The organism is Vibrio sp. 10N.261.51.F11, from assembly GCF_041471665.1.
In the GTDB taxonomy this organism is placed as follows: Bacteria; Pseudomonadota; Gammaproteobacteria; order Enterobacterales; family Vibrionaceae; genus Vibrio; species Vibrio crassostreae_C.
The window spans coordinates 89,731-110,300 of the sequence record NZ_JBFROW010000005.1; the positions used below are offsets into that span (position 1 = coordinate 89,731).

Consider the following 20,570-nt stretch of genomic DNA (forward strand, 5'->3'; position numbering starts at 1 on the left):
AAGTCAGCTTCAAGCTTATAGTTATTTGTTAAGCAATATTTATACCCAACTGGTAACGAATAGATGAAAAAAATAATTTCTTACTTATTTTCAATAAGTTCACTGATAACCATAAGCTTCAGTGCTCATGCCTCTTGGTATGAGGTTACCGGTACCGCAGCCATCGTATCGTCAGAGGAAACGGCAAGGGTCCATGCTCTGGAAGACGCGGTATATAAAGCGATCCAGTTCTCAGGAGCCGACATTGGTAGCATTGCCAACCTCACGCCCTACCTCGACGCAAACAAAAAAGAGTTTCAATTTACCAATCATGAAGTGCGCTACATCTTGGTAGAAAAAGAGAAAAAACGCAGTGGCAATATAATGATCACCGCAAGGATCGATATCTATCCTTCGGCAAATGCTTGCCATGAGAGCCAATATAAGAAGACATTTTTGGTCGGCAACATCGATGTGACTTCCCCACAGCAAGCTGTAATGGGCAGAATCTATAACATCGGTGATGATTTTGGTCATGTCGTAGATCGACAGCTGGCGCAAGAGTCTCGCAGCTTTGTTTCCGTTGGCACGACCAATTACGATATCGACAAGCGTCGACCTGAAGTGATCAAGATGATCGCCCAAGACACTGGCGCACAATACATCATTGGTGGCGACATTACCGATTTAACCGCGACCATCGAGTCCAAACTGTTGAAAGACGACATCATCAATCGCCAGTTTGCGTTAGAGATGCAAGTCTTCGATGGTAAAACAGGACATCAGGTTTACAACCGTAGCTATCGTGAAGTGGCAAAGTGGCCATTTGCTAAGACCAGCGAAGTCGACACCCGCAGTGCTCGTTTCTGGGCATCAACCTACGGCAGTATGATGCTGCGTGTTAGCCGCAATATTATGTTGGACTTGGAATCTGAAGTGTCATGTAAGATCACGCTTCCAGAGGTGGCAGCGGTATTTGGTAACACGGTGACCATTGATTTAGGTCGAATGCATGGTGTTCAACAAGGTGACAAACTGCAACTGTGGCACACAGGTTCGTTTATCGACCAACGCGGCTTGCCACGTAATAAGGTATCTCAAAGCGATATCACACTGACCGTTTCTCGCGTTTATGAAAACGAAGCAGAACTGACGATCGACCAACCAAGCCTTGCTGGAAGCATTCAAATTGGTGATGTGATGCAGAAAATCATGTAGTTAGCGACACGCCCGCCTCACAGTTTCTAATAAAGCCTTAGCACTTTTGTTAAGGCTTTATTTTTTTTCATGGGTATTAGTTTCGGTTTTGCAGTATTTGGCGTAATCTTATTAATAACATAATCATCACTTAGCAAACTATGAGTCAGAATAATCTAATTGGTGCTACCGGTTACCGCTTTATCTCGAAAGGTAAAACCGCTTTTAAGATCCACATTCATACTCCCGAAGATACGGTGTTGCATCGGTCGGTCGGTTTTGTTCGTATGGGTGAAGACAAAGCACTGAAGAAAACCATTAAATTAAGAGATGAACTGGGCAGACAGCTATGGGGCAAATTTTGGCCCAAAGTCCTCAAAGAGCCCTACCTGATGACGCGCCTGCCTCATAGTCTAGAACCCAAAATTGTATTCAAACCAAATCCAACTCAGAGTGATCCTGAGCACCGCGACGAGTGCTACATCGCTAAGTGGCGCGTCTTCTCTGAGAATGGTGACTACAAGTACAAAACCAAGGTATGTTCAATCAGAAAGCACGGCCGACTTGCAGCTTATAGCCAAACCAAACGTGCGCTGCTTGATGCTCACAAAGACGTAATTGATCTACTTATATTTATGGGACGATTGAACAGCATCGACTTAAAATAGGCTTAAATCCGATTAAGCTGACCGCCCATATTTTTCAGATACAAAAACAGCCGCACATTGCGGCTGTTTTTAATTTATGACGATCCATCGTGGCAATTTAGAGTATTGCTACATACAAAATCGATTACCTAGTTTCGGCATATCTCAGCCAGTGTCGCCAATCGGCGCTTAGACTCTTTCACATAAGGGTTGGCTTGATCCCATGCGTAACCCGCCAGAATTGAGCACACCATCTGCTTAATCTTTGGATTTGGATCTTGATAGAAAATCACATCCTGCAAAGTACCTGAGTACCACCCCTCAACATACGTTCTAAAGGTGTTTACACCAACCATCAAAGGAGCGGCATAATCGCGTTCCCAATCTACCTTCTCACCGTTAAGTTGCTTTTCGACACACTCAACCGCAAACTGTGCCGACTTCATCGCAATCGTCACGCCTGACGAGAACACCGGGTCAAGGAACTCGCCGGCATTGCCAAGCAACGCGTACTTATCCGTCGCCAAATGTTTTACATTGGCAGAATAGCCACCAATTTCACCCGCAGGGTTTGGATACTCGGCGCTTGCCAGTATCTCAGCCAAGCCCGGCTCTTCCGCTGCCAGCTGTTTAATTGCAGCAATCTTGTCTTCTGGATAGGACTCAAAGAACTTAGGCTCTCCTACGACACCAAACGAAGAGACACCGTTACTAAACGGGATCAACCAATACCAAACATCAGGGTTGGTTGGATGCACAGAGATAAGAATTTTATTTCGGTCATATTCAAGATCGGTATCCACCTCTGCAATATGATCGTTAATGTGCGTAAAAATAGCTTTGCGTGGAGGGAGCGATGACGGCTCTGCCAAGTTAAGCATTTTTGGTAGCACTCGACCAAAACCACTGCCATCCAGAACGTATTGCGCTTCTATCTGATAACGCTCTCCACCCAGCACTTGTACATCTAAAATGGTGCTGTCGTCGGTGAAATTAATGCCCATTAACTCATGTTGGTAATCAATGCAGACACCCTGCGCCTCAGCCGTATCTGCCAAAACCTTATCAAAGGCACCTCGCTGAACCTGAAACGTAGTTCCAGGGCCAGAAGAGAACTTGTCTTCAAAATTAAACGCCGTATAAACGCCATTTTTGCGAAAGGCAGCGCCATCTTTGTATTGGAAGTTAGCGTTGATCACTGCGTCAGTCATCCCAGCCTGTTCAATCACTTCCATACAAGCTGGTAATAGGCTTTCACCAATAGAAAAGCGAGGGAATACGCTCTTTTCAATCACTCGAACATCGATGCCTTTTTTATGAAGTAAAGACGCAGCAATAGACCCTGATGGCCCAGCTCCGATGATCACCACTTGAGTTGATAGTTTTTTCATTATTTAAGCCATGTTTGTTATTTTTATTGCGCGCCAGCTTTCAATTCTAGAAGCGTGTGACCAAGACCGATATCGTCGGTACGCGTTACCACTTCAAAGCCCGCTTCTTCAACAATCTCTAAGAAATCTTCACTGCGGTAAAAACGACTGTTGCCATTGGCCAAGCAGGTAAAGTAGAGAGACGTCGCGTTTAAGCTATAAGAAGCCGCATCGTATTTCTGTGAATCCCAAAACAGTTCAAGGATATAGACAGTCGCATCTTCTGACATATGAGAGCGAACGCGCTTTAATATGCTCAGAATCTCCATTGGCGAGAAACAATCAAGGAACTGACTCATCCACCAAACATCCGCGCCCGTTGGCAGAGTTTGCTGTTTATCCAGCATATTCGCTGGGAATGGCGTGACTCGCTCTTGATGACCATGCTTTGCCGCGTTTGCCATTGCCATTTCTAGCTGCTGTGGCAAATCAACAATCGTCACCTCAACGTCCGCATCATGGTTGCAGCATTGCATCGCCCACTTACCCGTGTTGCCGCCGATATCCACCAGCGACTTAGGTTTCTTGCTGAAGACTTTTTCAAGTAACACAGGGAACGAGCGATCCGAATAGAAGTGATCAAACTTGAACCAACTCTCTTTTGCTTTTTCTGGCAATTGAGACAAGCCTTGGTAAATGGTTTCCCAATCACCCAACTCTTTCAAGCCTGCAGGTGTGCCTTCTTCAATCGCTTCTGTTAGATGCATCATCGCGGCATAACAAACATCGGCTGTGAAATCCATGTTTGCGTTAGTCATACCATCATGCAGAAGGTAGAAACCAAGGTTAGCCATTTTGTAGTTAGGCTTTTCCCAAGTCACAATATGAGCACTTAACGCCATATCGAGCAGGACTTTCACGCCGTACTCAGAGACACCGGTCGATTCAGAGATAGACTCTGCTGGTAAACCCTCGTTGCCCGCGTCATCTAACGCTTTCAAAATGCCTAAATCACGAAGTGTACGAGCAGTATGAAAAACAATCGGAGCGAAAGACAATTTCTGCGCTTCTGTTTTTGCTTCTAATGCGTTGAATGGATCTAATTTATATTCCGACACGAAAAACCTAACTTTAAATAATAGAGAGTTACTCAGCTGCCATTTGCGCAAGCTTACGTTTAATATCAACGTTTAAGTTATTAACCCAACGGTTGTAATTACGGTGTATTTCACCATCGTCGTACTTCAAATTCTCTGATTCAACGTAAAGAATAGAGTAAAACTTATCACTATAAGGAATTTCAACCACAGCGTGGTGCGAACGAACATACAATTCAGCGCGGATCAAACCAGGCTTTATTTCTGAAACCAACCAGCCTCGATTTTCAGCAGATTCAGAAATAGCTGATTTAACCTGTTTACTTTGAAGATTCAGTGCAACTGGAGTATCCTCAACATTCATTACAGGTTGGACTCGTCCACATCCTGCAAGAACGAATATGAATAACATTGAAACTGCTATTTTTAGTAATTTCATATAAATTCCTTATCTGTGTTTATTTATAAGCGCGCATAGTATTTAGTTAGACTCAAAGCAAATCAATACTCTATGTCAAATCAATCCCAATTAATGTCGTTTAATATTGAGAAATGGTCTGCAAATTCGGCTGGTCTCAATTCTGTTGCCCAATGGCAAGCGTGGAGCACTAATTTAGATTGGCCACAAGATGGCTCAACTGAATTTAAAGCTATTCCTCCAATGATGCGCCGCCGAATGAGTGTGCAAAGCAAACTTGCTGTCCAAACCGCGTTAACCCTATTAAAAGACACCTCGATTGATTATCTGGTCTTTGCTAGCCGACATGGTGAGTTGCATCGAACCGCCACTTTGATTCAGTCGATATTAGAAGGTGACGATGCCTCACCAATGGCGTTCTCGCAGTCGGTACATAATACCGCAGCTGGTCTAACCACCATTGCCGCCAAAGCACCGATTCCACTGACTTCAATAGCCGCAGGGCAAGATACTTTCCATAACGCTCTGATCGAAGCTTATCTTTACCTTCATCAATATCCGTCGCATCGAGTGTTAGTTATCGATTTCGACCAACCTCTGCCCGAGCTCTACCAAGAGTACGAAACACAGAACTTTGCTGATTATGCGCTGGGCTTAGTGCTCACCGCTGGCAGTGAATACTCTATTACTAGGACAGTAGAGACCAACCAAGCACCTTCCGTGTTACCACAAGGGTTACAAACGCTCCAACATATCTTATTAGGTACAAATGGGTGGGCTATTGCTGGCAAGCACCAAACTTGGTCTTGGGTAAATAACACCGAGACAGGTACAGCGTAATGAGCAGAGTAGACCAGTATTGGCGAGTATTCGCGACAGGCCTCTGCTTTACCATCTTTGGTTTGGGTGGCTTAGTATTGAGCTTCTTAATCTTACCGACTATCGCGCTAACCAATCCCAATACCATTAAAAGAGAGCTTAAAGCACAGCGATTAATCCGTTTCTCATTCAATGCGTTTTGCCAGATCATGAAGTTCACCGGAGCAATCGATTACCGAATTGATGGTGCAGAACTACTGCGTAACGACCGTAACTGCATTATCGTCGCCAACCACCCAAGTTTGATTGACTATGTGCTGATCGCCTCTCAACTTCCTCAATGTGATTGCCTCGTCAAAGCGGCCATTTGGGAAAACCCTTTTATGAAAAGGATTGTCAAAGCGGCAGGTTATATACCGAACCAAGCCCCTGACGATCTTTTAGAGCGCTGTGAAGAACGCTTCTCACGTGGCAATGTCATGCTGATTTTTCCCGAAGGAACTCGCACAACGCCAGGAATTGAACCATCCTTACAGCGTGGGGCGGCACAAATCGCGACTCGAACACAAACCGATTTACGCGTGATTCATATTACGGTTTCTCCGACATTCTTAACGAAAGAGAAAAAATGGTATCAAGTTCCTGCGTCGAAGCCCTTTTTTCATGTCGCGGTGAAAGGTAAAATAGAAGTCGAACCATTTATTGAAGGCTCAAATAATTTAACTTCGGCAGCAAGGCGCCTTAATCATCATCTTGCACAAACAATTTTCCCTTCCGAAGAAAACATTTAGCGTATCAATAACATAACAGGCGATATCGGCATTTCGAAAATACCTCATATAATGTAGAATCGCCCCCTTAAAGCAGCATTCAGATAAAGCATTAAGTAGGCCAAAGTGGAAACATTACACAACGAACTGAAACAACTGATCATCGACGCATTGAACCTTGAAGACATGAGCATTGATGAGATTGAAACGGAAGCTCCACTATTTGGTGATGGACTTGGACTAGACTCTATCGATGCCCTTGAGCTTGGCCTTGCTATCAAGAAAAAGTACAACATTGTTATCGATGCAGATGATTCAAACACTCGACAGCACTTTGCGTCAGTTGAAAATCTAGCGAACTACATCTCTTCTCAAACGAATAACTAGACAGATCTTTATGACACAAGCTAACCAACAAGAAGTATACAACCAGGTTAAAGATGCGCTTATTGAGCTGTTCGAGCTTGACGCTGAAGATATCACCCCTGAAGCTCATCTCTATCTTGATCTAGACCTAGACAGCATTGATGCCGTTGATTTGGTCGTTCACCTACAGAACGTCACAGGTAAGAAGATAAAACCTGAAGAGTTCAAAGCAGTGCGCACCGTTAATGACGTTGTCGAATCTGTGGTTGAACTATTGAAGGACGCCTAATGCGTCCTCTGCTGACTTTACTGTCGGCAATTATACTTTTCACTTATCCAATAGCGGTTTACTTTGGACTCAACAAGTTTGGCTTACAAACCGTTGGTATTGCCTTAGCCGCTATCTTTGCTGTACGCATTTTCACCGGCGGTCAGGCTAAAATCAAAGAGCTAAAACACCTAGCTTGGATCAGTGGAAGTGCCGGTATTGTTCTGCTGGCTTTAGGCTTAGCCTTTAAGCAACACGGCTGGCTAACCTATTATCCCGTTATCGTTAATGTTTGTATGCTGGTTGTATTCGCTTCGAGCCTATGGCAACCACAAACGATTATCGAACGTCTTGCTCGCCTTCAAGAGCCTGAACTTCCGCAAAGTGGCGTTGATTACACACGAAAAGTCACCAAAGTGTGGTGCTTGTTCTTTGTTATCAATGGCTCTATTGCCCTTTACACCTGCTTCCAACCGCTAGAAGTATGGACCCTATACAATGGCTTACTCAGCTATCTGTTTGCAGGGTTACTCTTTGCAGGAGAGTGGGTAGTAAGACAGCGCATTCGTCAGAGTTAAATTGTTATGACCCAAACCGTATCTTACACCTCGTTGTCTGAGCTTCTTAGCCAGGACAGAGCCCCTGAATCTATTGTCTGCTTTGACGACAATAGCGAGATTACGTGGCAAACATTTAACGACGACTTATCTCAACTCGTACAATTTTTGTCTTTATCCCCTTTTCAACGAATCGCGATTTGTACCCAAGACAGCTACCTATTTGCGGTGGCCTTTTTGGCATGTACAGCAGCCAACAAACACATCATCTTACCGGGCAACTACCAGCCATGTGCGCTTGCTGAGTTAAGTAAGCAGTTTGATTGCCTGCTAGTTGATAACTCGATTGGCGAAGTTGAGGTGAATGACGTTCGTAATATCCAAACCTTATTGGATTCAAACACTGAAGCACAAAAACCTCTAACCGAGAATCTTACGACCATTGATTTGGCAACAGTCCCATTAACTCTGTTCACTTCAGGTTCAAGTGGCACGCCAAAAGCGATAGATAAAACGTTAGAGCACCTCGATATTGAGACCGCTCAGTTACACAAGAACTGGGGTGAGTTACTCAAGGGAAACCAAATCCAAAGCACAGTTTCTCATCAACATATCTATGGTTTGCTGTTTAGAATCTTATGGCCACTATGCTCTGGTGTTCCATTTGCTCGACACAACCTTGAATACCCAGAACAGATCTTATCTCACGCAAATCAAAACTGTGTACTAATCAGCAGCCCAGCGCTACTTAAACGATTAAAGCATGAGACCAACAAGGTACAACTTGCAGGAATCTTCTCTTCGGGTGGTCCATTGCCTACCGAGTCGGCTCACCAGTCACGAGATCTGCTTGGTCATTTACCGATTGAAGTCTTTGGTAGCACAGAAACCGGTGGCATCGCATTTCGTCAGCAAGAGAGCGCTCAAACGCCTTGGCAGCTTTTTGCCTGTATTGAGGCTAGTCTCAACAGTGAGAATTGCATTAAGTTATTGTCGCCGTACATCGATAAGAATAACTGGTATCAAACCTCTGATGAGTGCGAGATGGTCTCGGAGAATCAATTCATATTGAAGGGCCGAACGGACCGAGTGATCAAGATAGAAGAAAAGCGAGTATCACTGGTTGAAGTGGAAAAGCGACTGGAGCAACTGCCTTGGATAAGTGAGTGCGTGGTTATTCCATTTGAGGAGCCTGAGCGATTAATATTAGCCTCTGTTTTGGTATTATCAGATGAAGGCCAAGCCGCTCTATCGACCATGAGCAAAGGTAAATTCTGGTTGATGCTGCGTACAGAACTCAGAAAGTGGTTAGAGCCAATCGCAATCCCGAGAAAATACCGTGTTGTCGATGAGATCCCCCTCAACAGCCAAGGTAAGCGATTAACATCTCAAATAGAACAGCTAATAAAATCATAGAAACCGCTGATCGTATTTTACACTGAGATTATCTTTTTATATTTTTGTCAAAGAACCAATATTTGCCCAAGGATTCTAAGCACGCCCTATGGATAAAAGAAAACCAAACATCATTGCTGTAGACACGGTAGAAAATGAATCGACCCTGACACTTCATGTTAGCGGAGATATCACCGACTTTAATGGGCACTTCAAGAGCTTCCCTATTCTACCTGGCGTCACGCAAATTGATTGGGCACTTCACTACGCAGTCCAAGAGTTAGGCGTTCCTGGTTTCTTTAAAGGAATGGAAGTCATTAAGTTCCAAGAGCCTATCCTGCCTGACGCTACAATCCAGCTATCACTCAAATGGGATGCTGACAAAGACAAGCTGAGCTTTAGTTACACATCAAACAACGGTGAACAGACCCACTCTTCAGGCAAAATGAAGCTGGGAGAAAAAAGTGAATAGCGCTCCCGTCGAGGCTACTTCTCAACACCACACAAAAGAAAGCAGCTACAAGGCTTGCTTCCTTATCCCGTGCTTTAACCATGGCGCAACCATGCCGGCTGTGGTGTCGTCACTTCATCATTTTGAGTTACCGATCATCATCGTTGACGATGGCAGTGAACTCACAACAAAACAGTTTCTGTCTCCCCTAGCAGAGAATTCAAACGTAACCTTGGTGACGCTTGAACAGAACCAAGGTAAAGGCGGCGCAGTAAAAGCCGGAATCAAAAAAGCGCAGCAACTAGGCTTTAGCCACGCTATTCAGATAGATGCTGATGGGCAACACGACCTGGAAGCCTTGCCAACATTGATTGAGGCCTCACAAGCTAAGCCACAACGTCTGATATCAGGCCAGCCTATCTACGACGACAGCGTACCCAAAGCAAGGCTCTATGGGCGCTACGCGACACATATCTGGGTATGGATAGAAACCCTTTCTTTATCAATTAAAGACAGCATGTGTGGCTTTAGAGCGTATCCTATCAACCAAACTCAAACTGTGTTGAATAAGTACGATGTTGGTTCGAGAATGGACTTCGATATCGAGATTTTGGTTCGCCTGTATTGGGAAGGTTGCGACATAGACTTCGTTGAAACGCGCGTTATCTATCCTGAGAACGGCATCTCTCATTTCGATGCGTTGTGGGATAACGTCAAAATCAGTTGGATGCATACACGTCTATTCTTCAGCATGCTGCCAAGAGCACCAAAACTGATTGCTCGCCATTTCAAATCCGATTCAGCTGATAATAACCCAAATTTATCGACTGATTCAGAGCCGCAAGCTTCTGAACAACCACACTGGTCCCGCACTCAAGAACGCGGCACAGTATTAGGCATTAAGCTGTTATTAGCCATTTATACCTTGTTAGGTCGCGGTGTGTTCAACCTCATTCTGCGTGGTGTGATGCGTTACTACCACTTGACGGGCCAGCGTGCGCGAAACGCTTCCGAACAATATCTATTCCAATTAAAAGCCTATGCGGAACAGCAAAATATTGAGCTCCCCGGAGAACTAACCAGTTACAACCATCTGCTTTCATTTGGCCATACGATGCTCGACAAGCTCGCGGCATGGAAAGGTGATTTCTCGGCAGATAACCTGACTATTCATGGCCAAGACCAGTTCGAGAGCATGGTGGCAAATAAGCAAGGTGTGCTAATCCTTGGATCTCACCTTGGCAATATTGAGCTGTGCCGAGCTTTAGGTCGCAGACACTCGAACATCAAAATCAACGCCCTGGTTTTTACAGAACACGCCGAACGTTTTAATTCCGTGATGAAAGCGGTTAACCCGCAGTCTGATTTAAATCTGATTCAGGTGACATCGATGGGGCCTGATACCGCTATCTTGTTACAACAGAAACTAGAGCAAGGCGAATGGATCGTGATTGTTGGCGATCGAACTTCCACCAGCAAAGAGAGCCGCTCAGTATGGGCTGAGTTCTTAGGTAAGGAAGCTCCATTCCCTCAAGGTCCATTTATGTTAGCCTCGGTTCTCAAAGCACCCGTATTTTTGCTGTTTGGGTTACGTGACGACTCACAATCTAAGCCGCATTTTAATGTCTATTTCGAGCATTTTAGCAACAAGATCGAGCTACCAAGAAAGACTCGCGAACAATCTTTACAGCAAGTCGTGCAAAAATACGCAAATCGACTTCAGCACTACACACTGCAAGCACCGCTTCAGTGGTACAACTTTTTTAATTTTTGGACATTGAGCAAGCACCATGACGAAAAAGAATCCAAATAGCATCACCTTTGGTGCCGAGCGCCTCACGATTGAGGATGTTGTCGCTATCTCACAAGGCGCAAAAGCCTCGATGAACACAAGTGAAGCATTCACATCTAAGATCGACCGTGGTGTCGCTTTCTTAGAACGCCTATTGAAAGAAGAAGGTGTGATTTACGGTGTAACGACGGGTTACGGTGACTCATGTACGGTTGCGATTCCGCCAAACCTAGTTGACGAGCTACCACTGCATTTAACACGTTTTCACGGCTGTGGTTTAGGTGAAATATTGTCTCACGAACAAGCTCGTGCAGTCCTTGCAACTCGTCTTTGTTCGTTATCACAAGGTGTCTCTGGTGTGACTCACGATCTACTCAACCAGATCGTTACCCTAATCAACCAAGACATCTCACCACGCATTCCTCAAGAAGGATCGGTGGGTGCCAGTGGCGACTTAACACCTCTGTCTTACTTAGCCGCAGCACTGATTGGTGAGCGTGATGTAATCTACAAAGGTGAAGTGCGCCCAACCAGTGACGTCTACAAAGAGTTAGGAATTAGCCCTATCAAACTTAAGCCAAAAGAAGGCTTGGCGTTGATGAATGGTACGTCTGTAATGACGGCATTAGCTTGTATCGCTTACAAGCGTGCGGAATATCTAGCTCAGCTATCAACTAAGATCACCGCTATGGTATCAGTCGGTATGCACGGCAATGACTTCCATTTCGATGAAGCGCTGTTTGCAGTCAAACCTCATCCTGGTCAACAACAAGTTGCTGCATGGCTGCGTGATGATCTGCAAGCGGATCGCCCGCCACGTAACAGTGATCGCCTCCAAGATCGTTACTCTCTGCGCTGTGCTCCACATGTTATCGGCGTGGTTCAAGACTCTCTGCCTTGGCTACGCCAAATGATCGAGAACGAGCTAAACAGTGCCAACGACAACCCAATTATCGATGGTGATAATGAGCGCGTACTGCACGGTGGACACTTCTACGGTGGACACATTGCAATGGCGATGGATACGTTAAAAACTGCAGTTGCGAACCTTGCTGATCTGCTTGACCGTCAAATGGCTCAGCTGATGGACTACAAGTTCAACAACGGTTTGCCATTCAACCTAACGGGTGCTGAAGGCGAACGTAAGCCAATCAACCACGGCTTTAAAGCAGTACAGATTGGCGTTTCAGCTTGGACAGCAGAAGCATTGAAACACACCATGCCAGCAAGCGTATTCTCTCGCTCAACTGAGTGTCACAACCAAGATAAAGTGAGTATGGGCACCATCGCAGCTCGTGACTGTTTACGCGTTCTAGAGCTAACCGAACAAGTGGCAGCAGCGTCACTACTGGCGGGGACACAAGCACTCGAACTTCGTAAGCGCCACAATGAGCTTGATGAGCACCACATGAGTGAGAACCTCAAGCACATTCGCGACGAAGTGCTTAAGGAGTTTGAATTTATCGTAGAAGATCGACCACTTGAAGGCGATCTACGCCACTTCATTGCTCGTATTCAAAGTCAGCACTGGTCACTTTACTCATAAAGTAGCCAACCCTTTACGCAATATTGTTGAGAGCGATTTATGTCTGAAATCCTTCACCCATTACAATCTGAGGTGACGCTTATCACCTCATTCCAAGATGCCGACCCAATGGGCGTGATCTATCACGGCAACTACTTCCGATTCTTTGAAGAAGTTAGGCGCATCATGATGGATAAGATTGAGTACAACTACCATGAGATGAAGGATTCTGGCTACATGTGGCCTATCATCGATACCCGCGTGAAATACATTAAGGCGATACCGTTTAATCACAAGATTAAGGTAACGGCGAAACTCACCGAGTGGGAAAATCGCCTGCGCGTCGATTATGAAATTCATGATGCTCTAACCGGTGCTCGAATGACACGTGCTCACACCATGCAGGTTGCCGTCACCATCGAAGAACAAGAGATGTGCTTTGCCTCACCCAAAGTGTTTACTGACAAAGTCGAACACTGGCACCAATTTGGTTGCTTACCTCTAGCAACTGAACATCAAACACAAACCTCTAACCCACAGCAGGTGAACCATGAATCTGTTTAAACGCAGTCGCAAATACATCAATATCGCGCTAATTGGACTTACTGCGATGATGGCAAGCGGCCTTGTAAGCGCCAAAGAAAACTCTGCTGCTGTCAATTCTATTTCAGAGCTGCAGACGGTGCTCAGCGAAAATAGTATTGTGCGTGGTGAGTTCACTCAAACACGCAATATGGAGATGTTCGCCCAGCCTTTAACGTCACAAGGTACATTTCTGTTAGACAAATCAAGTGGCTTACTCTGGACACAAACCACTCCGTTTCCCGTGAACTTAGTGCTCACCGATAACAAACTGAGCCAAAGGTTTGCCGATCAACCCGCAAAAATCATCACCGACAAAGAAAATCCAATGGCGTTTTATTTCAGCCATATCTTCTTGTCAGTGTTTCATGGGGACACGCAAAAACTTCAGGAACAGTTCGCACTCAATTTTGAGCCCGCAACTAACACCAGCTCTGATGAAAATGTACAAGCATGGACACTGACTCTAAAGCCCAAAAATACACCGATGAATGCGGTGTTTGAGGCTATCACGCTGCAAGGCAACAGCGATATTGAACGTATTGAGTTGAAAGAGATTCGTGGAGATAGCACAGTGATCGAATTCAGTCAGTTAAGCCATCTACCGGAAGTATTATCAGATGCTGAAGCGAAACAATTCCAACTCTAGTCTTGCCCTTGTTTGGCTTGTTGTTGTAATGCTGTTTAGCGGGTTGTTGACCAAACAATTCGCTTTTTCTTCGTCGGTACCGATTGAAAGCAACATTCTAAAGTTACTGCCCGAAAACCAGCAAGACCCAATGGTAGAGCAAGCCTTTCAGCAGATATCCAGCTCGATGAGCGAGCAAGTGGTATTTATCATAAGCGCTCCCGATATCGAACAAACCATGGTTGCGACCGACGCTTTTGAAAAAGCTCTCAACCAAAGAACTTTTTCAAGTCAGCCAACTCTGTTTAAGCAAGTTCAAGGTAAAATCAACGCCAGCACTCAAAGCCAGTGGAGCGATTTCTATTTTCGTCACCGATCTCAACTGCTGACCCAACAACAAAAAGAGACGCTGACACACTCGCCTGATTCGCGAGCTCAATATGTCATTCAGTCTCTGTACAATCCATTCTCAGGCGTCACTGCAGCAGAGTTATCTCTCGACCCATTCTTGTTATTTCGCGACTACATCAGTGCTATTGGCGTCCAATCAAGTAACTTTGTTCTGAAAGAGGGCTATCTCACGGCCCAGTCGAATGAGCAAACTCATATTTTAGTCACGGCTACTCTGGCGGACTCACCTTATAGCTTGGCGATTCAAGAACAACTTCCAGATCTTGATTCAATTGAGCGCGAGGTCGAAAAACAATTTGGCGTCAAGGTGCAGCATACTGGTGTGGTGTTCTACGCCAATTACGGTACCGAAAGCGCGAAATCAGAAATCAGTACCATTGGTTTGGGCTCATTGGCAGGCGTTATTTTATTGGTGTGGCTGACATTTCGTAGTGCGCTACCACTTGCCTTATCTTTACTCTCAATCAGTACAGGATTATTGGTTGCACTGGCAAGCACTGTCGCTATCTTTGGTAAGGTGCATCTATTCAGCTTGGTGTTTGGCGCTAGCTTGATTGGCGTATCCATCGATTACTCTTTTCACTATCTCACTGACCGTTTGGCCGCAGGAAGCCACTGGCAGAGCGATAAAGGCCTAAAGCATATTTTCATTGCCATCACTCTAGGTTTAATCACCAGCTTAATCGGATACTTAGGGCTACTGGTTGCGCCATTCCCAGGCTTGCAGCAACTGGCTCTGTTTTCGTCGATTGGACTGATCGCAGCTTACGCCAGTGTGGTGTGCTGGTACCCCGTTTTAGCGGTAAAACCAGGCCAAGAGCGCCCTCTTCCCCTGTCGAAACTTTGGCATACTTGGTTAAGCCTTTGGAGCAACCAAAAATTTAGAATTGGCTTACCGTTAACAGTGACTGTCGTTAGCTTGATGTCACTCAGTCAAATTCGTTACGACGACGATATTCGCCAGCTTCAGGCTATGCCCGAACAACTCAAACAACAAGAGCAAGCCATTACTGAGATATCAGGGTTAGGCAGTGGTCAAAATATGCTTTTGGTCACAGCTCAGAGCGACCAAAAGCTACTCAAAAAATTGACAGAAATCACCACAAGCTTAGATTCTCTGGTCAATAGCCAAGGTATCTCCGGGTATCGCAGCATCAATCAACACTTGTTAAGTAAACAAGAACAGCATGATAACTATCAGTTGGTTGAACAACTCTATAGTCAACAAAGCCATATATTACAAAGCTCTCTCGGTTGGTCTACGTTTCCAGAACTACCAAAATTCGAACCAATCACGGTATCTGGATTTTTGGAGTCTCCAGTCTCAGAGCCTGTTCGACCACTTTGGTTAAAACCTATCGACGGGCAAGCAGCGTCGGTCATTTTGATAAAAGACGTCACTGATGCTGAGCTGTTCTCACAGTGGTTGGAGTCAGATTTTGCTCAGAAGCAAGGTGTGAAACACCTCAATAAAGCGGATGAAATCTCCTCTCTTTTTGCTGAGTACCGCGTCAAGATTACCGAGCTGTTATTGATAGCATTGGCAGCTATTGGCATGCTGTTAGGCTGGCGCTATGGTGTGAAGCAAAGCCTGTTAATGCTGTTGCCTTCATTGATTGCAGGCGTAGCAGGTTTGGCGGTCACGGGCATTTTAGGCTCGACACTGAACCTATTTAACCTGCTTGGTTTGATTCTGATTTTAGGGATTGGCATAGACTACACCCTGTTCTTTGCTGAGCAAAAGAAATCGCTGAGCACCTTATTAGCGATCACCTTGTCAGGTCTCACAACACTACTTTCATTCGGCTTACTGTCGCTGAGCCAGACTCATGCTATTCATAGCTTCGGGGTGACGGTTCTGACAGGGATCTTTGTCGCTTGGCTGCTTTCTCCACTCGCGATCAACAGTAGTAAAAACGTAGAAGGACCAATTACTCGAGAGGCTTTTAGATGATCCAGACATTAAAGGTAACCTTCGCCATACTAGTGGGCATTCTAATGAGTGCCTGCTCGATGGTTTCTCAGCAGCCAAGTGGTGCGAGCGTGTCTATCGATCAAGACACCGATCTAGCACTACCACTGCCAGCTGAACTGGGATACTCATTAACAGCCAGTCAGTTGATTAGCGCTACGTGGGAAAATGATACACAGCAGCTTCCGGTTCAAGTCGAAGTCACACCAGGTAAAGTGGTTTTGGCGGGGTTCTCCTCTTGGGGTACTCGCATTCTATCGCTGCAATACCAGAATCAAGTAATTGATACGCAGGTTTTGTCTGGGCTTGGCGCAACTTTGCCACAACCTGAACAGGTGCTATTTAATTTAATGCTTACCTTATGGCCGGCTGAAGCATGGGCTCAGCCTTTACAAAGCATAGGTTGGCACCTAGTCGATACCGACAAAACAAGAACCGTATTTGATGAAAACCAACAGGCAATCATTCAAATTGATTACCAAACAGATCCTGGTACACACAAAACGGCAGGCGACATTGTTTTCAAACATTTGACCCTGGGCTACAACATCACCATACAAACGTTGAACTCAACGATTGTCGACAATCCAAGTAAGAGTTGAACACTATGCCTATTTACATCCAAGACTGTGGTTTCCACTCAGCGCTAGGCTCAGAGATTGCCGATATTCATGGCTGTCTAAAAGACGAGCGTGAATCAAATATGGTCGAAGTGCACGATATGCTGAACGATGGTAAACACACTGTCGTTGGTCAGATCGCGGGTGAACTACCACCGATTCCTTCAGATCTTACGCAATACGCCACTCGCAACAATCAACTGGCGCTGTCGGCTCTTCACCAAATTGAAGATTCTATCGAGCAAGCCAAATCTCAGTTTGGCGCAGATAGAATTGCTGTTGTTATTGGCACCAGCACATCTGGGATCTCCGATGGTGAAGCAGTCTTCAAACAAAAATTGGCAAACGGCGAGTTTCCAGCAGATTACCATTACTCAAAACAAGAGCTTGGTGATACCTCTGAGTTTGTTAGTCAATATTGCTCATTAACAGGGCCAAACTACGCAATCTCGACCGCCTGCTCATCAAGTGGCCGCGTATTTCTGACCGCCCAGCGCTTATTAGATTCAGGTATGGCTGATGCCGTGTTAGTGGGTGGTGTGGATACATTGTGTAAGCTGACACTCAATGGTTTCCACGGTCTTGAAGCACTCTCAACAACACATTGTAAGCCATTTAGTGCAACCCGAGAAGGTATCAACATAGGAGAAGCAGCGGCATTTATGTTGCTCAGCAAAACAAAGTTAGCCGGTGTTAATGCAGCACAAGACACGTCAAACATTGCCTTATTGGGCTGTGGGGACAGCTCTGATGCACACCACATTTCAGCGCCTCACCCTGAAGGCAATGGTGCTGAACAAGCAATGAAAAAAGCGTTACATTCTGCACAGTTAAACGCAGAAGACATTGGTTATATCAATGCACATGGTACAGCAACGCCACTCAATGACTCGATGGAAAGTAAAGCCATTCATCGTATTTTTGCAAACAAGGTTCCCGTCAGTTCTACCAAACCGCTGACCGGGCATACTCTAGGCGCAGCAAGTGCGATTGAGGCTGCAATTGCGTGGCATATTTTGAAATATGACTTACCGCTTCCCTTACAAAAATGTCAGGATAAAGCTGAAGATATTGAGATTGATTTGGTAAACTGTTCACAGAAACTTAAAGCAAAGAACATCTTAAGCAACTCGTTTGCTTTTGGTGGCAACAACATTAGCCTGATTTTTGGTGTAGTAAATGACTGATATCCCTTCTGTAGACCAACTTCTCCCTCACGATGATCCGATGATATTAATCGATCGTGCTATCAGCGTAGAGGCGTTGTCGATCCACTGTCAGGTCGATATTGGTGACCATAATCTGTTCTTTGACGCCGAATCTCAAACGGTACCAGCATATGTTGGAATCGAGTTTATGGCGCAGTCTGTAGCGGCATGGTCTGGATATCACGCACTTAAAAACGGCACCACGCCCCCAATCGGATTCTTACTCGGCTCTCGTCGCTATAAATCACTGTGTGATGAGTTTACTCAAGGTCAGACCCTTGATATCTACGCCGAACAGATGATGGAAGACAGCGGTATGGCTGTGTTTACCGCAAGAGTCGAAGACCGAGGTGAGTTAGTGGCTCAATGCCAACTCAACGTCTACGTGCCGACCGAACAAAAATTACAAGAAATGAAAACTAGGAGCCCATCATGAGCCGTCAGGTTTTAGTCACTGGTGCCAGTAAAGGTATTGGTAAAGCGATCGCTATTCAACTCGCGAAAGACGGGTTTGAAATCGCCGTTCATTACATGGGTGACAAGCAAGGTGCTGAAGAGACGCTAAAGTCGATCACCGAACTGGGTGGCGCTGGACGTCTTATTCAATTTGATATCAGCAAACGAAGCGAGTGTCGCGAAAAGCTTGAGTCTGATATCGCTGAACATGGTGCTTACTATGGTGTAGTGAACAACGCGGGCATTACTCGTGACACTGCATTCCCCGCGATGACGGAAGAAGAGTGGGATGGTGTGATCCATACCAACCTAGATAGCTTCTACAACGTACTTCACCCTTGTGTAATGCCTATGGTTCAAAAGCGTAAAGGTGGCCGTATCGTCACTCTAGCGTCGGTATCCGGCATTATGGGTAACCGTGGTCAAACTAACTATGCTGCAGCAAAAGCGGGGGTGATTGGCGCAACTAAGTCTCTTGCTCTAGAACTCGCAAAACGCAAGATCACGGTAAACTGTGTCGCTCCTGGCTTAATTGACACAGGTATGGTTGACGAGCACGTGAAAGATCATGCACTTCCTCAAGTACCACTGCGCCGTATGGGTGAGCCGGAAGAAGTAGCCGGCCTAGTCAGCTACCTAATGTCTGATATTGCAGGCTACGTAACTCGCCAAGTGATTTCAGTAAATGGAGGCTTAGTATGACCCGCCGCGTTGTTGTAACTGGAATGTCTGGTGTTACTGCTTTTGGTAACGACTGGCAACAGATAGAGCCTAAGCTAAAGGCCTGTGAAAATGCGACTCAATATATGCCAAGCTTCGAGCAATATGATGGTCTCAACACAAAACTTGCCGCGCCTATTGATGACTTCCAACTGCCTAAACACTACAAGCGTAAGCAAGTGCGTGGCATGGGCCGTGTATCACGCCTAGCTACCGTTGCGACTGAGAATGCATTGGAGCAAGCCGGCTTAATTGGTCACGATGTATTGACCAATGGCGAAACTGGTATCGCTTACGGCTCTTCAACTGGCAGTACCGATGCGGTTGGTGCTTTCGGAGTAATGCTGAACGAGAAGTCGACACGAGCAATCACAGCAACCACTTACGTTCAAATGATGCCACACACAGCCGCGGTAAACGTAGGTCTGTTCTTTGGTCTGCGTGGCCGCGTGATTCCCACCAGCAGCGCCTGTACTTCAGGAAGCCAAGCCATTGGTTACGCCTATGAAGCGATCAAGCATGGTTACCAAACCGTAATGGTTGCCGGTGGTGGTGAAGAGTTATGCCCAACTGAGTCTGCCGTTTTCGATACCCTTTTCGCTACCAGTTTAAAAAACGACACACCCAAGAAATCCCCTAGCCCATACGACAGCGAGCGTGATGGCTTGGTTATCGGCGAAGGCGCTGGAACCCTGATCCTTGAAGAGTACGAACATGCTGTTGCTCGTGGCGCAAAGATCTACGCAGAAATCATAGGTTTTGCGAGCAACTGTGATGCGGCTCATGTGACTCAACCTCAGATGGAAACCATGCAAATCTGTATGGAGAAAGCATTGAGAGACGCACAACTTCCAGCTGAGAAGATTGGCTATGTTTCTGCGCACGGTACTGCGACTGAAAAAGGTGATATTGCAGAGAGTAACGCGACAGCGAATATCTTTGGTGAAGTACCAATCAGCTCTCTTAAGAGTTACTTTGGCCATACGCTTGGTGCATGTGGTGCAATTGAAGCGTGGCTCAGCCTAGAGATGATGCATAGCGGTTGGTTCAGCCCAACCCTAAACCTTAAGAATGTCGATGAACAGTGCGGCAAGCTCGATTACATCACGGGCTCAGGTCGCGAATTGGATGTTGAATACTTGATGAGCAACAACTTTGCTTTTGGTGGAATCAACACCTCTATCATCTTCAAGAAAGTCTAAGCTTAGCTACATAAAACGCTAAGTAAATAAAAAGGTTCATCACGGATTAGCGGGAACTAAAAACAAAAACGGTAGTAAGTGATATGGTTTAGTCGCCAAACAAAAATCATACACAAACTA

22 protein-coding genes are annotated in these 20,570 nt (G+C 45.6%); 19 read left to right on the top strand and 3 right to left on the bottom strand.

Annotation, left to right across the window (positions count from 1 at the left end; all coding sequences use genetic code 11):
- Window positions 1-63 precede the first annotated feature (63 nt).
- On the top strand, window positions 64-1,197 hold the full coding sequence (locus AB4351_RS02995; RefSeq protein WP_017062267.1) for a flagellar assembly protein FlgT: 1,134 nt from the start codon (window positions 64-66) through the stop codon (window positions 1,195-1,197).
- Window positions 1,198-1,337: 140 nt separating this feature from the next.
- Window positions 1,338-1,844, top strand: coding sequence for a hypothetical protein (locus AB4351_RS03000; RefSeq protein ID WP_017062268.1), 507 nt, complete (start codon window positions 1,338-1,340; stop codon window positions 1,842-1,844).
- Between the two features lie 128 nt (window positions 1,845-1,972).
- On the opposite strand, the gene AB4351_RS03005 is transcribed toward AB4351_RS03000, so the two are convergent.
- From AB4351_RS03005 to AB4351_RS03015, 3 genes are read right to left on the bottom strand one after another with little or no spacing between them, the layout of a single operon-like run.
- Window positions 1,973-3,214, bottom strand: a complete 1,242-nt coding sequence (locus tag AB4351_RS03005; protein ID WP_017062269.1) for an NAD(P)/FAD-dependent oxidoreductase — start codon at window positions 3,212-3,214, stop codon at window positions 1,973-1,975.
- A gap of 23 nt (window positions 3,215-3,237) precedes the next feature.
- Window positions 3,238-4,311: a methyltransferase gene (locus tag AB4351_RS03010; RefSeq protein WP_017062270.1), complete on the bottom strand. Its 1,074-nt coding sequence runs from the start codon at window positions 4,309-4,311 to the stop codon at window positions 3,238-3,240.
- A gap of 28 nt (window positions 4,312-4,339) precedes the next feature.
- Window positions 4,340-4,729, bottom strand: a complete 390-nt coding sequence (locus tag AB4351_RS03015; RefSeq protein WP_017062271.1) for a hypothetical protein — start codon at window positions 4,727-4,729, stop codon at window positions 4,340-4,342.
- 72 nt (window positions 4,730-4,801) lie between these two features.
- On the opposite strand from AB4351_RS03015, the gene AB4351_RS03020 reads away from it, so the two are divergent.
- The 17 genes from AB4351_RS03020 to AB4351_RS03100 all read left to right on the top strand — a co-directional run bounded on the left by AB4351_RS03020 (window position 4,802) and on the right by AB4351_RS03100 (window position 20,450).
- Window positions 4,802-5,548 (top strand): beta-ketoacyl synthase chain length factor, encoded by a 747-nt coding sequence (locus AB4351_RS03020; protein ID WP_372125036.1) that lies wholly within the window; start codon window positions 4,802-4,804, stop codon window positions 5,546-5,548.
- Complete coding sequence (locus AB4351_RS03025; RefSeq protein WP_017062273.1) at window positions 5,548-6,318, top strand: 1-acyl-sn-glycerol-3-phosphate acyltransferase; 771 nt, start codon at window positions 5,548-5,550, stop codon at window positions 6,316-6,318. Before AB4351_RS03020 ends, AB4351_RS03025 begins: the two co-directional genes overlap by 1 nt.
- 105 nt (window positions 6,319-6,423) lie before the next feature.
- The gene (locus AB4351_RS03030) at window positions 6,424-6,684 is read left to right on the top strand and encodes a phosphopantetheine-binding protein (RefSeq protein ID WP_004736154.1); all 261 of its coding nucleotides are present in this window, start codon (window positions 6,424-6,426) and stop codon (window positions 6,682-6,684) included.
- Window positions 6,685-6,694: 10 nt separating this feature from the next.
- Window positions 6,695-6,952 carry an acyl carrier protein gene (locus tag AB4351_RS03035; RefSeq protein ID WP_004739745.1) on the top strand — a complete coding sequence of 86 codons (258 nt, stop codon included), beginning with the start codon at window positions 6,695-6,697 and terminating at the stop codon, window positions 6,950-6,952.
- Window positions 6,952-7,509 (top strand): septation protein IspZ, encoded by a 558-nt coding sequence (locus AB4351_RS03040; protein WP_017062274.1) that lies wholly within the window; start codon window positions 6,952-6,954, stop codon window positions 7,507-7,509. Before AB4351_RS03035 ends, AB4351_RS03040 begins: the two co-directional genes overlap by 1 nt.
- A 6-nt stretch (window positions 7,510-7,515) precedes the next feature.
- A complete protein-coding gene (locus AB4351_RS03045) occupies window positions 7,516-8,904 on the top strand; it encodes an AMP-binding protein (protein ID WP_372125037.1) in 1,389 nt (462 codons plus the stop codon).
- A gap of 88 nt (window positions 8,905-8,992) precedes the next feature.
- Window positions 8,993-9,355: a 3-hydroxyacyl-ACP dehydratase gene (locus AB4351_RS03050; RefSeq protein ID WP_017062276.1), complete on the top strand. Its 363-nt coding sequence runs from the start codon at window positions 8,993-8,995 to the stop codon at window positions 9,353-9,355.
- Window positions 9,348-11,147, top strand: a complete 1,800-nt coding sequence (locus tag AB4351_RS03055) for a glycosyltransferase (RefSeq protein ID WP_017062277.1) — start codon at window positions 9,348-9,350, stop codon at window positions 11,145-11,147. Before AB4351_RS03050 ends, AB4351_RS03055 begins: the two co-directional genes overlap by 8 nt.
- On the top strand, window positions 11,125-12,672 hold the full coding sequence (gene hutH / locus AB4351_RS03060; RefSeq protein ID WP_017062278.1) for a histidine ammonia-lyase: 1,548 nt from the start codon (window positions 11,125-11,127) through the stop codon (window positions 12,670-12,672). Before AB4351_RS03055 ends, hutH begins: the two co-directional genes overlap by 23 nt.
- Window positions 12,673-12,711: 39 nt before the next feature.
- Window positions 12,712-13,215 carry a thioesterase family protein gene (locus AB4351_RS03065; protein ID WP_017062279.1) on the top strand — a complete coding sequence of 168 codons (504 nt, stop codon included), beginning with the start codon at window positions 12,712-12,714 and terminating at the stop codon, window positions 13,213-13,215.
- A complete protein-coding gene (locus tag AB4351_RS03070; protein ID WP_372125039.1) occupies window positions 13,202-13,882 on the top strand; it encodes an outer membrane lipoprotein carrier protein LolA in 681 nt (226 codons plus the stop codon). Before AB4351_RS03065 ends, AB4351_RS03070 begins: the two co-directional genes overlap by 14 nt.
- Window positions 13,854-16,226: an MMPL family transporter gene (locus AB4351_RS03075; protein WP_048659798.1), complete on the top strand. Its 2,373-nt coding sequence runs from the start codon at window positions 13,854-13,856 to the stop codon at window positions 16,224-16,226. The genes AB4351_RS03070 and AB4351_RS03075 overlap by 29 nt, the downstream gene beginning before the upstream one ends.
- Window positions 16,223-16,846 carry a DUF3261 domain-containing protein gene (locus AB4351_RS03080; protein ID WP_029235193.1) on the top strand — a complete coding sequence of 208 codons (624 nt, stop codon included), beginning with the start codon at window positions 16,223-16,225 and terminating at the stop codon, window positions 16,844-16,846. The genes AB4351_RS03075 and AB4351_RS03080 overlap by 4 nt, the downstream gene beginning before the upstream one ends.
- Window positions 16,847-16,851: 5 nt before the next feature.
- A complete protein-coding gene (locus AB4351_RS03085; RefSeq protein WP_372125041.1) occupies window positions 16,852-18,051 on the top strand; it encodes a beta-ketoacyl-[acyl-carrier-protein] synthase family protein in 1,200 nt (399 codons plus the stop codon).
- Entirely contained in the window at window positions 18,044-18,508 is a 465-nt protein-coding gene (locus AB4351_RS03090; protein WP_017062284.1) for a hotdog family protein, read from the top strand. The genes AB4351_RS03085 and AB4351_RS03090 overlap by 8 nt, the downstream gene beginning before the upstream one ends.
- The gene (locus tag AB4351_RS03095; protein WP_017062285.1) at window positions 18,505-19,230 is read left to right on the top strand and encodes a 3-ketoacyl-ACP reductase FabG2; all 726 of its coding nucleotides are present in this window, start codon (window positions 18,505-18,507) and stop codon (window positions 19,228-19,230) included. The genes AB4351_RS03090 and AB4351_RS03095 overlap by 4 nt, the downstream gene beginning before the upstream one ends.
- On the top strand, window positions 19,227-20,450 hold the full coding sequence (locus AB4351_RS03100) for a beta-ketoacyl-ACP synthase (RefSeq protein WP_017062286.1): 1,224 nt from the start codon (window positions 19,227-19,229) through the stop codon (window positions 20,448-20,450). Before AB4351_RS03095 ends, AB4351_RS03100 begins: the two co-directional genes overlap by 4 nt.
- Window positions 20,451-20,570: the final 120 nt, after the last annotated feature.